Origin of the sequence: Serratia sp. FGI94, assembly GCF_000330865.1 — a bacterium.
GTDB lineage: Bacteria > Pseudomonadota > Gammaproteobacteria > Enterobacterales > Enterobacteriaceae > Serratia_B > Serratia_B rubidaea.
This window is the reverse complement of the sequence record NC_020064.1, coordinates 4,044,821-4,064,007: the sequence shown is the minus strand read 5'-3', so window position 1 is coordinate 4,064,007 and position 19,187 is coordinate 4,044,821. Positions and strand designations below refer to the sequence as shown.

The following is a 19,187-nucleotide window of genomic DNA, read 5'->3' as shown; positions in this document are numbered from 1 at the left end:
AATAAATATTAGTTATTGTTAAGGTGAGGTGACTTATTATTATTCATAACCATGACGTCAGAGATAAGAAAAGGAATGGCCCATTGAACTGGGAAAGCGGCGGAAAGCGATTCTTAAGGCCCCGTATGTTACTCGTGGTAAACCTAATCCATACGGGGCGAGCGATTGTGTGGTTTTCAGAGATTATCTTCGTTTACCAGCAGCATCACTTGTTGGGTAAACATTTTGACATAGTCGTTGGGATTGGTCGCTTTAAAACCATTATTGTTGATTCTATAGGTGCCCTTGACATAGAAGGTTGGGGTGCTTTGAACGGAAAAACGTTCTGCCATTTTCTCCTGTTGTTCAACCATGGCCCTGACGGAGAAACTCCTCCGCGCGTTTTCATACGCCTGCGGTGCAATACCAACAGTGACAAAAAGGTTCTTAATCGCGTCAAGGTTATCTATCGTACGATGTTGCTGAATGGCGATAAACAGTGGTTTTTCAATCTCGTCAGCGATCCCCATGGTTGTTGCAATAGCCCAGGCTTCCGTCAGCTCCTTCCCCATTTTCCCCATCGCACTGACGTGATATTTTTTAACCGTTACGCCTTCAGGCAACATATGGTTCAGACGTTTGCTAACCGGGTAGTTGTCAACAAACTGATAGCAAGGGGGGCAATAGAAAGAAAAGAATTCTACCACTTCGGGGGCCTCAGGAATCGTTTTGTCAAGGTGGGTATAGGCCGGCATCGCATTGACGTTGAGGATGGGGGCGAATGACAGAAAGAAGAATAAAATAGACTTTTTTAACATAAAAATTCACCTGTCGGTATGGTATGACAAGGAGGTGTAGTGATTCAGTTGCATCTCGTTTATCGGGTAATATTGATATGGTCATGCCTAGGCCATAAATATCTTCATGGGATTTACTGTGGACGATTAATTATGCTGGAAATAAACTGTTGTGATTATCATGGAAATAAATTCACTAGTATTCGATTACATTTTTATATTGGTCCTTTTATGAGTAATATACCGTATTAAATTTGGCGTATATATAGGACAAGTCAGAAAAGTGGTTTGTTTTTTTCACTGCCTGCCATTAACAATTTTCTGGTAAATGATAATTATTATGAATAATGTTTTTTATTATCAGCGTCTGCAGGTTAATTTCCTAAACGGCACTTAAACAAGAAAAAGTTTATAGGTTTCTTTTTTGGATATTTATCTTTTTTATTTTTGAAACAAACCCCTCAGGAATGCATGCTTTCTGCTGTAAAATATTCTTTTTATAACAGCATGATATGTGGCGTTTAATGGGGGATTATGCATCGTAACGTTCTCTTATAAACCTTAGAATACCTTAAGTTCATTGCCGGCGATCATTGCGTTGTTATCGATTATTTAGGTTGACGAAAAAAAAATGACGTGGATAATCCCTTCGCACAAGTCAATGATTATCTGATCATCGCTACCAGAACAATCTGTAAATGATGGTAACTATCTAGAAAGTTATCAGATCGGGGGATGATTGTTGATTACTCTTTAGTTAATCTAATATTTATAACATTAAAATCAGCCGCGTCATGCTTGAGTGATGCTGGAGCTGTAAGAGATTAACCACATTCCTCCACGCGGTGTGGGTTGCGCCTCGTTTTACCGCTAAAGGAGTGTGGTCACTATAAAATAGCGATTTGTCTTATACGGGTTAAGTTACCTCTCATTGGCTGGATATTATAGCCATAGTGGATATAGCTGGAATTATTAATCTTTTGTATATGACTTGTCTGAAAATATCATTGCAACCGCAAGGGGATTAGCCTTGTTTTGTAATGATGTACTGAATATTCTTAATACTGCGGCCATCAAGATGCAATGTTCTGATAAAAATGCTTTTTTAGAGAACGAAACTCTCTCACTGTCTCTGGAAAAAAGAGTGCTTTTTTTAAAGAAAGAGCGTGTAGCCATCTCACTTACTGTGTTACAAAGCAGAATGATGTTTTTTTTACTCTCTGATGTAACCAAGAAGAGCGAGCTTATTGAAAAGGTCTGGCCAGATAAGCATGTTGCTATCACGGACAATAATTATCATCAGCTCGTTTATCAATGTAGAGCGATTTTTACGGCACATGGACTTCCGGCCGAGGTTATCAGAACGGTGCATCGCCATGGTGTGATGTTCGACCTCACGATACTTGAAGAACATTATGTCGCCAAGGGGGGGCTGGTTGATAATTCAGAGGGTTCGGGGTTCTTAAAAGTAACAAAGAATAAGCTAATATATATGTGTGGCGGAGGAATAATCTTGCCATTCTTGATTCTTATATTCTCGGTTGCCGAATAGCATCGCCCCATGACGCGTCTTTATCAATAACGTGCGTCATAACGACCTTTCGCCCAGGGATCCAGGATGAATATAAAAATGAGAATTTATAGCATGGCTATTATTCTGAAAGAAAAAGTTAAAGAAATACACCTGTTTTTATTGGGTGGGGGTGTCGTTACGGGTATCGTTTTATTTTCTCTTTTGTGCCTGGATACCTGGGACTTGTTGAAGGATCAAAATGGGCGGCTTGTGCTGTCTGAAAATTCATTCGTCGAGGTTCCGTCAAATTTATTACAGGATAAGCTTGCACAGATCGCCAGACCGCGACGTTTGCCCGATGCGGATGATGGCAGAGAGCGTTTTATGGTCCGTCCGGGGGTGAGTGATGAGTTATTGTTGTTAGCTCCTAGGGCTACGTTGAGCGAGAAAGTAGTTGGGATATTATCCAGCACTCAGCAAACCCGTTGCATAGCTATTATAGAAAGTGACGGGGCACAAAAAAGTTATCAGGTAGGAGAAAAAATATCTGGTAAATCTACCATTTTACGGATCCTCTCCGATCGGGTCATCATTAATGATAATGGTTACTATGCATCGTTGATTCTTTGATCTTTATTTATTTTACTTTTCATTAATGCAATGAGCTACCGTCATGTATCGAATTGTTGTTTTGGTTTGTTTCTTTTTCGCTTGTTGCGGTTCTGCGCAGGCGGATAAATTTTCTGCTGACTTTCAGGGTGTTGATATCCATGAGTTTATCAATACCGTCAGCAGAAATTTAGGGAAAACAATCATTGTTGATCACACTGTGGAAGGCAAGGTTACGGTTCGTAGCTATGAACAGTTATCGCCTGAAGAGTATTATCAGTTTTTCCTGAACGTACTGGATGTATATGGTTACGCCGTTATCAGCATGCCTAAAAATGTACTGAAAGTTATTCCGGCGAAAGAAGGGAAGCGAGCAACCTTGACGCCGTTGAACGATGCCGCGGTAGGGGATGAGCTGGTGATGAAAATTGTCCCTTTGCACCATACTGCCGCCAAGGATGTGGCTCCCCTTATTCGTCAACTTAATGACAGCATTGGTGTAGGTAATGTCTCGCACTATGAAAACGGCAATGCCTTACTGATTACGGGACGTGCCGACGTGGTCAGAAAACTGAGTGACCTAACGAAGAGAATGGACGAGGATAATGCAACCGGTGTACTTACCATTCCTCTGGAGTATGCATCAGCAAAAGATGTTGCCCATATCGTCAATGAGCTATTGCATGGTGAGGGGCGCCATCGCAGTTCTCTTTCTGCGAACGGAAAGATCGTGCCGGACGAGCGGACAAATTCCGTATTGATTTCGGGGGACGAAACAACCCTGGATGAGTTGCAGGACATCATTGCCAGTCTTGATAAAGAGAAAACGTCTCACAATAGCACCAAAGTTGTCCATCTGAAGTACGCTAAGGCTCAGAGCCTGGTTGATGTGTTGACCGGTGTGAGCGTTGGTTTACAAAATGAACACCAGTCTGAGTCTGTTGCTCCGGTATCGATCGTAAAGAATGTCGTTATTAAAGCAGATGAACATACAAACTCGCTGATATTGAGTGCATCGGCCGATATTATGCGGGATTTAGAAGACGTTATTGCGCAGTTAGATGTGCGCCGTGCTCAGGTATTGGTCGAGGCGATTATTGTTGAAATGCTCGATGCTGATGGTATCAACTTCGGCATTCAGTGGGCAAACAAGCACGCCGGCGGCACCCAGTTCTCTTCAGCACAAACCCGTATCTCGTCGACCTTGGACAAAGGGATGGGCGATGTATTGAAAAATGCCAATGGTCTTGTCGCCGGGTTCTATAGTGGAAACTGGGCCGGATTACTGACGGCGATCAGCAGCAGGAGCCAAAATAATATCTTGGCCACCCCCAGTATCGTGACGCTGGACAACGAAGACGCCGAGTTTAGCGTTGGCCAGGACGTACCGATTCTAACCGGTTCACAGACCACTAACAGCGATAATGTGTTTAACACCGTGTCGAGAAAAACCGTTGGGATTAAGTTGAAGGTTAAGCCGCAAATTAATAAAGGGCAGTCCGTTCAGTTACAAATCCAGCAGGAGGTTTCCAGCGTTGCGGATAACAGTGCCGGGGATAGTAACAGTCTTGGGGCAACGTTTAATGTTAGAACGGTGAACAATTCGGTATTGGTGGATAGCGGTGAAACCGTTGTTGTCGGAGGCTTGCTTGACAAATCACAATCGAAAAACAAAAGTGGCGTACCTTTTTTAAGCGATATTCCGGTGTTAGGACATTTGTTTAGTTCTTCGGGGCACAAGGATAACAAACGTAATCTGGTATTGTTTATTCGCCCGACTATTATTCGTTCTGCCGATAGTTATTCACTGGAAAGCTATCGCAAGTCTCAGGATTTTAGCGATTCATTAGTGACGAAGAAAAAATGGAGTGATGCCTTGGATGATAAAATGGAGGATATTCGTTTATCTGAACAGTTTGTTTTCTTAAGGGCTAAAAAACAAATTGAATTGTTTTACGAGACAGCAAAATGACCGCTGGTTTACATATTCCGTTCAACTGGGCAAAACAGCATGGCGTCGTGATCTCTGAAGAGCCACAAGGGAAAACGCTGTGGGTTTCGGTGGAGGCAAATCCCCTTGCTATTGCTGAATTGGCGCGCTTAATTAAAACACGCTGCCGAATGGTAAAGCTGGAAAGCAGTGAGTTTGACAAGATGTTGCTGAGTACCTATCAAAAAGGTAGCGGCAATGCGCAAAAGATGATGGATGATCTTGGCACCGATCTGGATTTTTATTCCCTCGCGGAAGGGTTGCCTGAGCAGCAGGATTTATTGGATGAAAAGAATGATGCGCCGATAATTCGGCTCATCAACGCGATGTTCAGCGAGGCCATTAAGGAGCGAGCTTCTGATGTTCATATCGAGACGTATGAAAGTGAGCTGGTGATCCGCTTTCGAATTGACGGTGTGTTGAAGAAAGTTCTGACGCCACAGCGTCAACTGGCTTCCGTATTAGTATCGCGTATAAAGGTCATGTCAAAATTGGATATCGCGGAGAAGCGTGTTCCGCAAGACGGCCGAATTACGTTGAAAATTGCCGGGAGGGCGATTGACGTGAGGGTGTCTGTTATTCCCGTCAGCCATGGCGAAAGGGTGGTGATGCGTTTACTGGATAAAGACAGCGTCAGTCTGGAACTGAGCGATCTTAATATGCAGAAATTATTACTTACCGCGTTGACTCGTTTAATGAATGAGCCGCACGGTATTATTCTTGTTACCGGCCCGACCGGTTCCGGAAAAAGTACCACGCTTTATTCGTTGCTCAATGAGATCAATGATGATAATCGCAATATTATGACGATTGAGGACCCGGTTGAATTTGAACTTAGTGGTATATCGCAGACTCAGGTTAATCCCAAAGTAGAGATGACTTTTGCGAAGGGCTTGCGTGCGCTGCTGCGGCAGGATCCTGATGTGCTGTTAATTGGCGAGATTCGTGATAAAGAAACCGCGCAAATAGCGGTACAGGCGTCTCTGACCGGTCACCTGGTGCTTTCCACCCTGCATACGAATACGGCCGTTGGCGCGGTAACGCGGCTAAGGGATATGGGCGTAGAGCCTTTTCTCCTGGCGAGTTCTTTAAGCGGGATATTATCACAGCGCTTGGTACGTAAGCTGTGTGGTCAATGTCGGCAGCCCTATACGCTTGGTAATGAGGAATGCCGGTTGCTGGCATTACCGGCGGATAAGCAGTATACCGCATGGCATGCGGTGGGGTGTGAAGACTGTAACGGCAGGGGATATCGCGGTCGTCTCGCTATTCATGAGTTATTGCTGATCAATGATGATATACGAAAAGCAATATATACAAAAAATAGTGAACAGGCGATAGCGGCGTTATCTGCGGACTGGCCGACTTTGCGTCAGGATGGTGTCCGAAAGTTATTAGCAGGAGAGACCAGTTTCGAAGAGATCGTGCGCGTCACGGGGGACAGTGTCGATGGGCAGATTTAAGTATCGCGTCTGCGATCGTGCTGGAAGGGTCATTCGAGGTACCCTTGAGGCAGACTCATTGCGCGTGGCGCGCCAGCAACTGCGTGAAAAACAGCTTACCGTGCTGAGTATCACATCCGTCGGCGACGGCGCATTTTCCAGATTGCTGAATTATCGGCAGCGGGTGCGAATTAGCCATGGGGATTTGGTGCTGTTCACTCGGCAACTGGCGACATTAAGTGCTGCAGCGATGCCTCTGGAAGAGGCATTGTATGTGGTAGGGCGACAAACTGAAAAAAAGAAGGTCGCTAATCTTATCATGAAGGTCCGCATTAGGGTCATGGAAGGCTTTTCTTTGGCTCAGAGCATGAAGCAATATCCTAATATTTTCGATCGGCTATTTTGCGCGATGATTGAAGCTGGGGAAGCGACAGGCCAGCTTGCATCTCTTTTGTATCGGCTTGCCGAATACGTGGAACGACAAAAGAAGTTAAAGAATAAAATTATTCATGCCATCACCTATCCTATTGTATTAACTGTGGTTGCAATTAGCGTAGTCAGTTTGTTATTGACCATCGTCGTGCCTAAAGTTGTTGAGCAATTTATACATCTCAAACATGAGTTGCCGGTTACCACGCAGATTTTGATCGCCAGCAGTGATTTTCTTAAACATTGGGGGGGAGGGATTATTTTAATTATAATTTCTTTCAGCTTGATATTTAATCAATGGCTAAAAAAAAGTGCACGGCGCCTGGCATGGCATAAAACAATGCTCAGGATCCCAGTTGTTGGCTCTTTACAATTGACATTGAATACTGCGCATTACGCTAGCACGCTGAGTATTTTACATACCAGTTCGGTTCCGTTGCTTGAAAGTATGCGCATTAGTGCTTCTGTGTTGTCTAACGAATATGCACGTATGCAGCTTATTATGGCAATGGAAAGAGTCCGGGAAGGTGAATCTTTAAATAAGGCTTTGGAAAGCACGGCGCTTTTCTCACCGATGATGAAACATATGATTGCTTCCGGAGAGAGCAGCGGCGAGCTTGGTGACATGCTAAAACGGTCGGCGGAGATGCAGCAGGACGATCTTAACCAGAAGATAACGATGGCATTAAGCCTGTTTGAGCCGATGTTGGTGATAAGCATGGCAGGAATGGTGTTGTTTATTATTCTGGCGATAATGCAACCTATTCTTCAACTCAACTCTTTAATCTGATTTTTATATGGGGCTAACATGCGTTCAAAAACGTTGCAATTAATCAATCGCAAGCACGATGGCTTTACTCTGTTGGAGATTATGGTCGTTATTGTCATTCTTGGGTTGTTGGCCAGCTTTATCGTACCTAACCTTATGGGGAATAAAGATAAAGCTGATCGACAAAAGGCTAGTAGCGATCTTGTCGCTCTAGAGAATGCCTTGGATATGTACCGTCTTGATAATGGAAGATATCCCTCTGCAGAGCAGGGACTTAATGCACTAATAGAAAAGCCGTCCATACCGCCAGTGCCTGCACATTATCCGGAAGAGGGGTACTTGCGTTTCCTGCCTCAGGACCCATGGGGAAATGACTATCGTTTGATTGCGACGAAAAAAGGGCGGGTGCACGTTATCTCCGCCGGACCGGATGGTGAGTTTGATACTGCTGATGATATTTCCAATGTTAGCGAAAAGTAATTATCGCTCTGCAGGTTTTACGCTGCTTGAGCTAATGATGGTGCTTGTACTATTAGGAATAGCCAGTTCGCTGGTTATTGGGCGTTTTTTTTCGGCAGACGCCTCTATTTCACATACGGCTATTTATTTAAAGGACTCTCTTAAATATATGCAGGAGCAAGCTATTCAACAAGAGACGCTGTTTGGTCTGGTTGTCACGAAAACGGGTTGGCAGCCCGTAAAGTATTGTGGTGATAGTGCGACGGGTAACCATAAATGGTGTAAGGCTGGCAGTTTTTTTTCATTACCTGGCTCTGCCTTATTTGCCTTGGATGTTGAACGACAGACTATCACGTTACCTGAACAGATCGTAACGGGACAAACACCGCAATTGTGGTTCTTACCGGACGGTGAGGCGACGCTGTTCCGGTTATGTATAGCACGGCGTAATTGTGGGCAGTGCCTTAACGGCGGGGGCTTTATGTCTTTCGACAGCGGAGAGGAAATTTGTGAAAAGGAGTGAATGGCAACAAGGCATGACGCTGCTGGAAGTGATGGTGGCCATGGTTGTTTTCGCCGTTGGCTGTATGACTATTGCCCGTACTGTTGGGCAGCAAACCCATGGTGTGAGCATCATGGAAAAAAAAATTGTTGCCGGATGGGTGGCGGATAATCAATTGGCGCTCCTGACTATCAACAATATACGCCCGACGGCTTTTTGGAGTGAAGGGCAGGAGGACATGGTGGGGGGAAGGTGGTATTGGCGCTATCGCAGCCGTCAGACCACGGATTCAGACATGAGTGCCGTAGATGTTGAGGTTAGCGATAACCCTGCTTTCACACCTTCTATTTTACAGGTCAGAACATGGCTGCGGTAATGAGACGTTCGCGCAATGAACAGGGGTTCACGCTGCTTGAGGTGTTAATTGCCATCACTATTTTTTCTGCACTGACGTTGATGATGACTCAGATATCGCGCAGCGTTTTGTTCAGCCAAGGACGGATAACGATGAAAAGTGAAGATATCGCGCAGATTCAACTGGGCCTGACGCTGATTGAGCGTGATATCAGTCAGGCTCTGGTGCGGGCGTCGCTCGACAGAACGCAGCCCAATCTTGCGGATTTTCGAGTCGGTAAGCACCATTCCGATACGCTGGAATTGGTACGGCGCAACAGGATTAACCCTGGATTCATTCTGGCACGTTCTTCAATCGAGCGGGTCATGTATCGCGTTACGGAAGGCAAGCTGCAACGAGTTAGCACTTCTGATGTTGATACCACATTTGCTCAAGGACATGTGAGCACCCTTTTGCAGGGCGTGGCCCAATTTAAATTACGGTTCTGGTATCAAGGAAAATGGCAGGACGGCTGGTTTGCGGGGTCTGTGCTGCCAGTCGCCATTGAAGTGTCTCTGGATTTGCCGGCGTATGGGCATCTACGGCGGGTGATTGTTACCGGGGCGACGACATCATGAAGCATGAAGGTGGAATGGCATTGCTGATTGTGATGATGTTTCTGCTGTTGATGGCGGCGACCGCCGTTAGCGTCAACCATAGTTGGTATAACATGTTTACGCGCACTCACGTTCAGCTGTCCCGTACCCAGGCCAAATGGCATCTGTTCGGCGCGGAAGCATATGCGATTAAGTTGCTTGAAGACAGTCTGCGGGATGGAACTCGGGTGGCGCTTAATCAAAAATGGGCGCAGCCAGGCCTGAGTTTTTCTGCGGAAGATGCCCGGATTAAGATTGATTTTCATGATGCACAGGCGTGTTTTAATCTTAATACGCTCAGCCCTCCGCATGCCCCTGTAAAGGTTGATGATACTCATGCTCAGCCAGAAAATTCAGAGGTCGCCGCTGCCCGACAGAATATTTCATGGCAGGTTTTTAGCGCACTGTTGGCCAATGTTGGTTTTAATGTCGAAGAAACGAAACGGTTAAGTCACAGTATTGAACAGAGACTCTCACCCGGGATGACAGCATTCAGTGATATTTCTGAGTTACGGCCGTTACCGGGAATGACGCACGAGCGCTATATACGGATATTGCCATTTATTTGTGTATTACCAGAGAGAAAATCAACCATCAATATTAATTCTCTGGAGGGATCGCAACTTGCGTTATTACGTGCCATTTTCCTTAATAAGCCATCAGAAGGCGCAGTAAGAAGGCTACTTGATAGCCGGCCGCGCGAGGGATGGGAAGGCATTCACGATACGGCATTATTGAAAGCGAATGCCATGCCGCATCTTGAACTACCACCGCAAAGTGAACAGGTAATGAGTACACATAGCCAGTATTTCTTTGGCAGGTTTTCATCAGTGGGAGAGAAAGGAAGTTACGCGTTGTTTGGGCTTTATTATTATAAGGATAAGAAAATTAATGTTATTTACCATTATATAAAAAGCAGCGGCGGTGAATTATGAAAGATAATGATAACCTGTTGCTTATTTCACTTAGTGATTCACAGGAAAGCATACTCTGGTGCTGGGGGGATCCCATGCATGCGCATTATGCAAAAACAGGTGAGTGTTCTTCTGCGGACGACTTTCCGCAAGAGTTAGTGGGTTTTCCGGCCGTTGTGCTGCTGCCTTCGTTGAATATGGTATTACGGAGCGTAGAGTATCCGGGCAATCCGCGTTCGGTCAGCGCAGAAGCGTTGGCTTATCAATGTGAGGAAACGCTGTTGGAGACGGTAGATGACTTACATTGGGTCATACTGCGTCGCGAAGGCACATGCTATTTAATTGCCGGTTACCGGCATGAGGATATGATTCGTTGGCTGGAGAGACTGCCCTGCCTACAGCAGCAAATAATCTCTGTGTTGCCGGACGTTGTGGCTTTTCCTTGGAAGGGGGGACCTGCAGAGTATCGACTGCGGGGAGCGCGTCTGTTTTCTTCTGCCCCCGGGATTGGGTATAGCCTACCTTTATCTTGGGAAGAAGAAAGTACGGAGAGCGATGTCGGAGGTGCCAACAGCAGTGATGCCGACACGCTGTGGTATTGTGCGGGGGCGAACTTTTCACGATCGTCAACGCTGTTAAAAGGGGCCTTTGCAGCGCGCCCCCGCTGGCGACGTGCTGATTTTTGGCGCCGGTGGCTTCCCATTACGGCGTGTTTTCTGTTGTTGTCTACTCTCTTGCTCGCTACTTTCAATGTAACAATGCAGGTGACGCATAGTGAACAGCAGATCTCGAACATTTATACGCAACTCTTCTCCGATAAAAAATTACCGCAGCAGTCAGAAAAGTTTCTAGCGGACCTGGTCAGCAATATAAAAATACGGGCAACGCAACCTCAGTTCTTTTCTTTTGGCGAACAGTTACTGGAAGCGTTGCCGGGAAATAATCAGTATACGTTGATTTCCCTCCAGTTTAATAGAGAGCAGGCTGAGATTATCGCCACGGTAAAATCTGCCTTGCTACAGCCTGAGGAGCACATCAATGATTATGGTAATAAAGTTTTGGTTAAGAGTGCTCAGGGCGAGTCGCCTTTTGTTTTTACCCTTACGATAAGGGAGTCTGAGTGATGGCTGGATATTTCAATCATAAAAGGATGATCGCTGCAGCAGCAGTTTATCTACTTTTTTTGCTAGGTGCATCGTTATTATTGGGCTACCAAAATAGTCGGCTAAAGTCGGCAGAGAGTAACTTTAACATGCTGCAGAGAAATATCAGCGTATTGGGTAAAACCAGGCACTCTCTTGCTCTGACTATGAAAAGTGATGTCGATATCGAGACCTTAATAAGGAATACGGCCCTGAGCCATGGGGTGACCTTGCAAGACGTGATGTTTCGGGATGATGATATGGACATATCGCTGCCTGAGACGTCTTTCAGTTCCTTGATCGGCTGGCTTGCGGAGATGCAACGAGATTTTGGTATTGTTGTTAAAAACATACAGATAAAGGTAACGGCTGACGGAGATCGCGTGAAAGTGGACGCTCTTTGTCTTGATACGCTTGTGCGGAGGCATAATGATGTCGGCTGAGACGAGTGTTATCTGCTGGCATATTATGGCGGCATTACTGGGGGCGAGCATCGGCAGCTTCTTGAATGTAGTTATTTATCGCATTCCCTTGATGATAAAAAACCACGATAGGAAAGTTATCAATGAGTATCTTGGTGCGCATGGTGTCGTGAAGAAAGATAACGGCATTAATGACGATGCAATGAGTCTTATATGGCCACGCTCAAGCTGCCCGGCATGCAGGAGAAAAATAGCCTTTTATGACAATATTCCAATGATTAGCTGGTTGGTATTAGGAGGGCGCTGCCGGTATTGTGATGGCAAAATTAGCTGTCGCTATCCGATAATAGAAATGCTGATGATGCTCATTACATTGTGGTTGACCTGGACTCCTACGTTAGACCTTTCTTGGGTATTTTTATTGGCATTCAGTGCAATACTTATTGCTTTGGCCGTGATTGACTATGATCATCTTATTCTGCCAGATTGCTTAACCGGCACACTGCTATGGCTTGGCCTGTTGTGGCACTGCCTCTACCATGAGGTCAATCTTTCTCATGCCGTTATCGGTGTTGTCGTCGGATATTTATGTTTTTGGCTATTATGTCATACGTCAAAATATATTATGGGTAAAGATTGTCTGGGATATGGCGATCTGAAAATGCTGGCGGGATTAGGCGCTTGGTTTGGTTGGCAGTCTCTTCCTGACTTGATATTGATTGCTGCAAGCGTTTCAATTTTATGCCTGTTATTTCTGACTCAGGGGGAGAATTCCATTCGGGAAAAACAATGCCCATTTGGGCCGGGATTGGCATTGGCAGGGTTGGTTTTGATGGTTTGGCAGAATGTAGGGTAACGGGGAGGTTCCCCCTCCCCGGTTTATGGTGATTGTTTTTTCAACCGACACCGTTAAGAAAGCTGCCAATGTGCTTATTAAAGTAAGCGCATTTTTCTTCTGTTGGTGTTTTATCCTGTTTTAATCCTGAAAGAATAATCTCGGACTGTGCCTGAATGTTCTGCACGGCGGAACTGCCTGGCTTCCAGCCCTTTCGTTTTGCCTGTTCCAATGCCGAACTGACGAGCTGATTTTCATTAGGAATGTTTTTCTGCGCGCATACGTCTTTGAGGTAACCGCTTGCCGCCACTAGTGTTGCAAGCTGCTCCGTTTGCGACGTTGTTAATCCGACCTCTGGCTGCGTGGTGCTATTCATGGTGCAACCAGCAAGGAGGATAATGCTGAGCGGTAATAGATATTTTTTCATGTAGAATTTCCGGTTTGTCTTAACGATGTTGATTATAAAATACTTGTTCATATTTAACAATTTCACATATGTCTATTTATGGTTTTTAAGCCATTCCGTTTAACCTCTGTTTATTAGAAAGTATGAAATTCATAAAACTTAAGGTGCAGGAAATGGAATTGGCGATAATAATGTCGGCGTGGCGTCAGGTACGTTTGGAATTCGTCGATGGCTCCCGTATATAAACCTCTTTTAATTAATTGGATAACACTGTGAAACTAAAAAAGATTGCGTTAATGGTTGCAACTCTGGCGGTATCTTCAAGTGCTTTGGCTCATGGCTATATTGAGTTTCCCGAAAGTCGCGCGTTCAAATGCAAGTTGAACAAAAATTCAGAGTGCGGCTCGGTGCAATGGGAGCCACAGAGCGTTGAGCAAAAATCGGGGTTCCCAAATGCCCCAACGCCACCTGATGGCAAGCTGGCCAGCGGCGGCATCGCAAGCTTTTCTCCGTTGGATGTACAGAATGAGAACCGCTGGGCGAAAAACACTATTCGCGCCGGCAAGAACCAATTTAAATGGTTTCACACTGCGCCGCACAAAACAAATAACTGGCGTTACTATATTACCAAGAGCAACTGGGAACCTAATAAACCTTTGACCCGTGAATCTTTTGAGGCTAAGCCTTTCTGTCAGGTTGAGGGACACGGCGCGGCGCCACCAAAATCGATGACTCATGACTGTATCGTACCGGAGCGTAGTGGTTACCATGTCATTTATGGCGTCTGGGAAATTAACGATACGGTAAACAGTTTCTATCAGGTCGTAGATGTTAACTTTGCTGGCGGGGAGGTCGTTGATGAGTGGGGCACCCAATTGGCAGGGGCCTTCCCTGAACGCAACCTGAGCCAGGGCGACAAAGTGATTGTACGTTTCTTTGATGATAGCGGTGAGGTTCGCGACAAAGAAATTGAACTGACGATCGCCGATGACCAAAAAGGCAACCAGACACAATGGGTTTATGATCTGGCAGAGAAAATTAACGCCGTTCATAGCGATATCAGAGTTGGTGTTAAAAATAAAGAGGGAAAAATCACGCCTGAACATAATGTTGCCAATAAAATGTATGTAAAAAAAGGCAGCAAGCTGAAGAGCTTCGAGCTGAAATACGAGATCTCCGAGGTAACCGAGCGGGCTAATGTCAGTGGCCTGCAGGTCACTGAAATAAAAGACGGTAACGCTAATGTCAAATTCAACGTTAACGTTTCCGGCAGCGTAACGTTTGAAGCGCGTGTCCGTGATAATAGCGGCACTGAACTGGCTTATATTCGTGAAGACATTGCCGATGCAAACAAAAAGTTCAGCATCGATTTGAAAAATGTGAAGCCAGGCTGCCATTGGCTAAGTTATACCGTGGTGAACAAAGATAAGAAGACCGTCGCGCAGGATACGCTGCACCTGAAACTAACCAGTTCAGAGCATGGGAATGCCGGTGATTATGAATTCACCTTCCCGGAAGGTCTGAAGTCATATAAGGCAGGCACTAAAGTCCTGCAGCCAAAAGATAACAAGGTTTATGAATGTAAGGCGTTTCCGTTCAGCGGTTACTGCGTGCAATGGAGCAAAGGCGCAACGCACTTTGAACCTGGCGTAGGCAGCAACTGGCAGGATGCCTGGGTATTAAAAAATAATTTAAAATAAAATGTAATAGGCGGCCCTGACCGGGCCGCATTTTGAAGAGAACAAAAATGACGACAAAATTAAAGATGGCGCGTTACGATACTTTTAGCCGTATGCTGCATTGGGTGGTCGCCGTAGGGATTATTTACGCGATGATTGTGGGGTATGCCCTGCATTTTATCTCACACCCGACTGTCTTTGAGTTTTTCTCGGTGCTCAACATGTCTCTGGCTACGGTGGTGACAGTACTTATGGTTGTACGCTTTGTCTGGCGTTTCTTCCGGCCCTCTGTACCTTACGGCGGTAATATTGTTGGTTATAAGAAAGGTATCGTGGTCTTGCTGCATGAGATTTTCTATCTGATTATTTTTGTGGTTTTGATTAGCGGTTTTCTGATGTTGGAAAAAGGCTATGATTTTTTCGGCGTTATCCATATCCCGCAGCCGTTGGAAAATGCTGATGTTAATGCTTTCTTCTTTTTAGTTCATCGATATAGCTGTATCGCCTTGGGGGGGATGCTGGTGTTGCATGTCCTTGCCGTAGCCAAACATCAGCTCTTAGAAAAGAATTCAATTCTTTCAAGAATGCTATAGGAAGTAAGGTTTTATTGTGACGAAGAGCGACGTGTTTGGTCGTGGATTAATGGCTGGTTTCCTTAATTGGGTCAATTAACTCGACAGGCGCATGGCATGACTTGTTTTCCGTTTCGGAAAAATATGGTTGTAATAATCTTGGTTTACAGTGTTGCGGCTTCAGCGATAGCATTAACCCCTGCCGATTATTTAGTTGCGAATCGTTGTTGGTTGAATGAATTCAACGTCTATTTGAGTACATGGTAATGAGAATAAGCAAGAAAATATCTTTGGCTATGCTGGGGGCTGCTTCATGTTTTTTTTCCATCTCGGTGTTTGCTGATATGGAAACAACAAGCGAGTCTTTCTCAGTGAAGCTGGGAGCGACACGAGTTATTTACGATCCGGCATCGAATGGCGCAACGATTACCGTCGCTAACCCACAGGATTATCCCATCCTGCTGCAGTCTGTTGTACTGAGCGAAGACAAAAAGAGTAAGGCGCCTTTTATCGTCACGCCACCATTAATGCGTCTGGATGGGCTGCAGCAAAGCCGTTTACGTATTATCCGCACCGGTGGGGAATTTGCTACCGATCGGGAAAGCATGCAATGGTTTTGCGCAAAAGGCATTCCGCCAAAGGCCGATGACGTATGGGCTAAAGATCACCCATCATCGTCTGCTCAGGGCAGGGACAACGTTAGCGTTAAGGTGCAACTATCAATTAGTAATTGCATAAAACTGCAGATTCGTCCCTCTTCTGTCAAAGGGGGACCGGAAGAGGCTGCACAGCAGATTACCTGGTCGCTGAAAGGGAATAAATTAGAAGCGAAGAACGACTCACCTTTCTATATAAATCTGCTTTCATTGACAGTAGGGAATGTAAGGGTGAATGAGACGCCGTACATTCCTCCTTTTGGCACACATTCTTATACTCTGCCGCGAGGTCAATCAGGCAATGATGTTTCCTGGCAGATTGTTAATGATTATGGTGGCGAAAGCCGAGTTTATAAAGGTCAAGCAAACTAAGGTATTAGCTCATTCCATTTGTGTATTTACGAGTCCATTAATAAAATAAAAAAACGGGATTAAATATGTTAATGCACAGCCGTTGCCCATATTGCTTATAACGTTGGCATATAAAATTATGAAGTTAAAGAAAATTTTAAATTCAGGGTATGTGGCCGGCGTATTTTTAGCGTTTTTGCCATTCTCTTCCACGCATGCGCGCGTATGGTCTTTTGATACCACGCAGCTTGCAGGTGATGAACAGAATGTGGATATCGCTATTTTTGAACAGGGAGGGCAGTTGCCCGGCAAATATTTTATCGATATCGTGCTAAACGGTGTGCACGTTGACTCGCGTGAAATGATTTTTCATATGGAGAAAGATGCCGAGGGCGCGCCGGTGCTAAAAACCTGTTTAACGCGGGCGCAATTGATTAGTTACGGCGTAAATGTTGACGCCTATGCTGCCCTTTTTGCGCCGTCGGACAATATGTCTGATCAGTGCGCGCGCCTATCGGTTATTCCACAGGCTACCGAAGTTTTTCAGTTTAATAGTCAGCAGCTGCAGCTGAGTATTCCTCAGGTTGCCATGTTGCCAAAATTGCGCGGCATTGCGCCGCCGGTGCTTTGGGATGATGGTGCTCCGGCATTCCTGATGAATTATCAGACCAATGTTACCCGCTCTGACTATCGCGGAGATGGGCAGAAGCATAGTGATGCGCTGTTTGCCCGTGTTGATCCCGGCATCAATCTGGGGGCCTGGCGGCTGCGCAATATGACGACGTTTCAAAAATCGGGAAACCGCCCGGGGAAGTGGCAAACGGTGGAGTCCTGGGCCGAACGCGGCTTGTATGGATTGCAGAGCCGGCTGACGCTGGGTGAACGTTATACGCCGTCAGATATTTTCAACAGCGTCCCTTTTCGCGGTGGGATGCTAGGGTCGGACGATTTAATGGTGCCTTACAACCAAAGGGATTTTGCGCCGGTCGTGCGGGGGATTGCACGTACTCAGGCACGGATTGAGGTTCGTCAGGGCGGGTATGTCATCTACAGCAGCACGGTGGCGCCAGGTGCGTTTGCTCTTTCTGACCTGCCCGCCGGCAGCAATGGCGATCTTCAGGTCACGGTGTATGAAACGGACGGCCGGCCGCAGGTTTTTACCGTGCCCTGGAGCACACCGGCGATTGCATTACGCCAGGGATATCTGCGCTACAACCTGATGACAGGGCAGTACCACCCGGAAAACCGGGCGGTGAAGCAGGCTCCGGTCGTTCAGGCAACGGTCATGTATGGTTTGCCGTGGAATTTAACCGGCTACGGTGGGATGCAGTGGTCTGAACACTACCAGGGCGCGGCGCTGGGACTGGGGGTTTTACTTGGCGATCTGGGCGCGTTGTCGCTTGATGGGATGCAGGGGTATGGCGCAGAGCCTGAGGGTCGTCGTACGCAGGGGCAGACGTGGCGTTTTCGTTACAACAAAACGCTGGCGGCCACGAATACCGGTATTTCGCTGGCTAGTAGTCAATATTCCGCTTCTGGGGGCCACTCAATGAATGAGGTGCTTGACCGTTGGCAGGATAATGAATATGCCGCCGGCGGTCGTTTTCGCCGTTGGGACGATAGGCGCCGTAAAGCGCGGAGCGATGTGACAATTGGCCAGTCCTTCGACAATTTGGGATACCTGAACGTTAGCGCTTCACGTGAGAGTTACTGGGATAGCCCACAGACCAGAGATGAAGTGATGGCCTCTTGGAGCACGAGTGCCTGGGGGGTCAACTGGTCAGTCAACTGGACGCAACGCAAGCAGCCGGCCCGGGGGAATGCGGCATATGGGCGCCATTATCAGCGTGAACAGGAAGGCAGTTTATGGGTCAGCGTGCCATTGGAGCGCTGGACCGGCGGCAATGCCTACGCCACGTATCAGGCGCAGTCGAACAGCGATGGGCGTGTTCGTCATGAAGTGGGGCTGACCGGCAATGCCTTTGAACGGCAGCTTAACTGGAACGTGCGTCAGCAGCTTGAACAAGGCGGCGGCTACGATAGGCAAAATGGCGGGCTGGTTAATTTATCCTGGAACGGCGCTTACGGCGTGCTGAACGGCGGATACAGCTATAACAAAAACTCTCGCCAGAGTAATGCCGGTTTAGCGGGCGGGCTCGTTGTACATCAGCATGGTATTACCCTGGGGCAGCCTCTTGGGCGCACCACGGCGTTGGTTGCTGCGCCCGGCGTAGCCGGCGCATCGGTAGGCAGCTGGGCTGGCGTAAGGACCGATTCCCGTGGCTATGCGATGCAAACCGGCTTGACGCCTTATCAGGAAAATACCGTTGAACTGGATCCGCTTACCCTGCCGCAGGATGCGGAGGTACCGCAAACCGTCATGCGATTGGTACCGACGGAAGGCGCCGTTATCCCTGTCAGGTTTACGGCGCGTATCGGCGCCAGAGCGGTGGTTGCTTTACAGCAGTCGGATGGAAAATCGGTGCCATTTGGTGCGTTGGTGACGCTGGACGGAGAGCGTTCCACGGGCAGCGGCATTGTCGGCGAGGCCGGCCAGGTTTACCTAAGCGGCCTGCCTGATAGCGGTGAACTTGATGTGCGGTGGGGCGAGGGGAAACGGTGCCATGCGGCTTTCCAATTGCCGGAGAAAAAGGGCCCGGCCGGTATCTATAACTTACAGAGCCCGTGTCGTTGATCATTAGTTCGCCTTTCTACACGGAGAATCAAAGAG

General features: G+C 46.7%; 19 protein-coding genes. 17 read left to right on the top strand and 2 right to left on the bottom strand.

Translation table 11 applies throughout. The annotated features are described in order from the left end of the window. Positions 1-176: 176 nt before the first annotated feature. Positions 177-797, bottom strand: coding sequence for a DsbA family protein (locus tag D781_RS18525; protein WP_015673868.1), 621 nt, complete (start codon positions 795-797; stop codon positions 177-179). Positions 798-1,767: 970 nt separating this feature from the next. On the opposite strand from D781_RS18525, the gene D781_RS18520 reads away from it, so the two are divergent. The 13 genes from D781_RS18520 (at position 1,768) to D781_RS18460 (ending at position 12,813) form a co-directional block, all read left to right on the top strand. Continuing rightward, entirely contained in the window at positions 1,768-2,328 is a 561-nt protein-coding gene (locus tag D781_RS18520; RefSeq protein ID WP_124014462.1) for a helix-turn-helix domain-containing protein, read from the top strand. A 93-nt stretch (positions 2,329-2,421) separates the two neighbouring features. Beyond that, a complete protein-coding gene (locus D781_RS22310) occupies positions 2,422-2,919 on the top strand; it encodes a type II secretion system protein N (RefSeq protein ID WP_158497488.1) in 498 nt (165 codons plus the stop codon). A 43-nt stretch (positions 2,920-2,962) separates the two neighbouring features. Continuing rightward, positions 2,963-4,870, top strand: a complete 1,908-nt coding sequence (gene gspD, locus D781_RS18510; protein ID WP_015673865.1) for a type II secretion system secretin GspD — start codon at positions 2,963-2,965, stop codon at positions 4,868-4,870. Continuing rightward, a complete protein-coding gene (gene gspE, locus D781_RS18505; protein WP_015673864.1) occupies positions 4,867-6,351 on the top strand; it encodes a type II secretion system ATPase GspE in 1,485 nt (494 codons plus the stop codon). Before gspD ends, gspE begins: the two co-directional genes overlap by 4 nt. Continuing rightward, positions 6,338-7,549: a type II secretion system inner membrane protein GspF gene (gspF, locus tag D781_RS18500; RefSeq protein ID WP_015673863.1), complete on the top strand. Its 1,212-nt coding sequence runs from the start codon at positions 6,338-6,340 to the stop codon at positions 7,547-7,549. Before gspE ends, gspF begins: the two co-directional genes overlap by 14 nt. Before the next feature lie 18 nt (positions 7,550-7,567). Next, entirely contained in the window at positions 7,568-8,008 is a 441-nt protein-coding gene (gene gspG, locus D781_RS18495) for a type II secretion system major pseudopilin GspG (protein WP_015673862.1), read from the top strand. Next, positions 7,992-8,510 carry a prepilin-type N-terminal cleavage/methylation domain-containing protein gene (locus tag D781_RS18490; protein WP_071823856.1) on the top strand — a complete coding sequence of 173 codons (519 nt, stop codon included), beginning with the start codon at positions 7,992-7,994 and terminating at the stop codon, positions 8,508-8,510. Before gspG ends, D781_RS18490 begins: the two co-directional genes overlap by 17 nt. A 13-nt stretch (positions 8,511-8,523) precedes the next feature. Continuing rightward, entirely contained in the window at positions 8,524-8,865 is a 342-nt protein-coding gene (gene gspI, locus D781_RS18485) for a type II secretion system minor pseudopilin GspI (protein ID WP_041411889.1), read from the top strand. Further along, positions 8,853-9,461, top strand: a complete 609-nt coding sequence (gene gspJ / locus D781_RS18480) for a type II secretion system minor pseudopilin GspJ (protein WP_015673859.1) — start codon at positions 8,853-8,855, stop codon at positions 9,459-9,461. The genes gspI and gspJ overlap by 13 nt, the downstream gene beginning before the upstream one ends. Next, a complete protein-coding gene (gene gspK / locus D781_RS18475) occupies positions 9,458-10,414 on the top strand; it encodes a type II secretion system minor pseudopilin GspK (RefSeq protein WP_015673858.1) in 957 nt (318 codons plus the stop codon). Before gspJ ends, gspK begins: the two co-directional genes overlap by 4 nt. Next, positions 10,411-11,517 carry a type II secretion system protein GspL gene (gene gspL, locus D781_RS18470; RefSeq protein ID WP_015673857.1) on the top strand — a complete coding sequence of 369 codons (1,107 nt, stop codon included), beginning with the start codon at positions 10,411-10,413 and terminating at the stop codon, positions 11,515-11,517. Before gspK ends, gspL begins: the two co-directional genes overlap by 4 nt. After that, positions 11,517-11,978 carry a type II secretion system protein GspM gene (gene gspM / locus D781_RS18465; RefSeq protein WP_041411887.1) on the top strand — a complete coding sequence of 154 codons (462 nt, stop codon included), beginning with the start codon at positions 11,517-11,519 and terminating at the stop codon, positions 11,976-11,978. The genes gspL and gspM overlap by 1 nt, the downstream gene beginning before the upstream one ends. After that, on the top strand, positions 11,965-12,813 hold the full coding sequence (locus D781_RS18460; protein ID WP_015673855.1) for an A24 family peptidase: 849 nt from the start codon (positions 11,965-11,967) through the stop codon (positions 12,811-12,813). Before gspM ends, D781_RS18460 begins: the two co-directional genes overlap by 14 nt. 40 nt (positions 12,814-12,853) lie before the next feature. Here the strand turns inward: D781_RS18460 and D781_RS22305 are convergent, their stop codons facing one another. Then, complete coding sequence (locus tag D781_RS22305) at positions 12,854-13,219, bottom strand: PulS/OutS family lipoprotein (RefSeq protein WP_015673854.1); 366 nt, start codon at positions 13,217-13,219, stop codon at positions 12,854-12,856. A gap of 251 nt (positions 13,220-13,470) precedes the next feature. Between D781_RS22305 and gbpA the strand changes: the two genes are divergently transcribed. From gbpA to D781_RS18440, 4 genes are all read left to right on the top strand, one after another. After that, positions 13,471-14,898 (top strand): N-acetylglucosamine-binding protein GbpA, encoded by a 1,428-nt coding sequence (gene gbpA, locus D781_RS18450; protein ID WP_015673853.1) that lies wholly within the window; start codon positions 13,471-13,473, stop codon positions 14,896-14,898. 47 nt (positions 14,899-14,945) lie between these two features. Next, the gene (locus D781_RS18445) at positions 14,946-15,470 is read left to right on the top strand and encodes a cytochrome b/b6 domain-containing protein (protein ID WP_015673852.1); all 525 of its coding nucleotides are present in this window, start codon (positions 14,946-14,948) and stop codon (positions 15,468-15,470) included. A gap of 275 nt (positions 15,471-15,745) precedes the next feature. Next, positions 15,746-16,477 (top strand): fimbria/pilus periplasmic chaperone, encoded by a 732-nt coding sequence (locus D781_RS23070; RefSeq protein WP_233494145.1) that lies wholly within the window; start codon positions 15,746-15,748, stop codon positions 16,475-16,477. A 118-nt stretch (positions 16,478-16,595) separates the two neighbouring features. After that, positions 16,596-19,151 (top strand): fimbria/pilus outer membrane usher protein, encoded by a 2,556-nt coding sequence (locus tag D781_RS18440; protein WP_015673850.1) that lies wholly within the window; start codon positions 16,596-16,598, stop codon positions 19,149-19,151. Positions 19,152-19,187 lie beyond the last annotated feature (36 nt).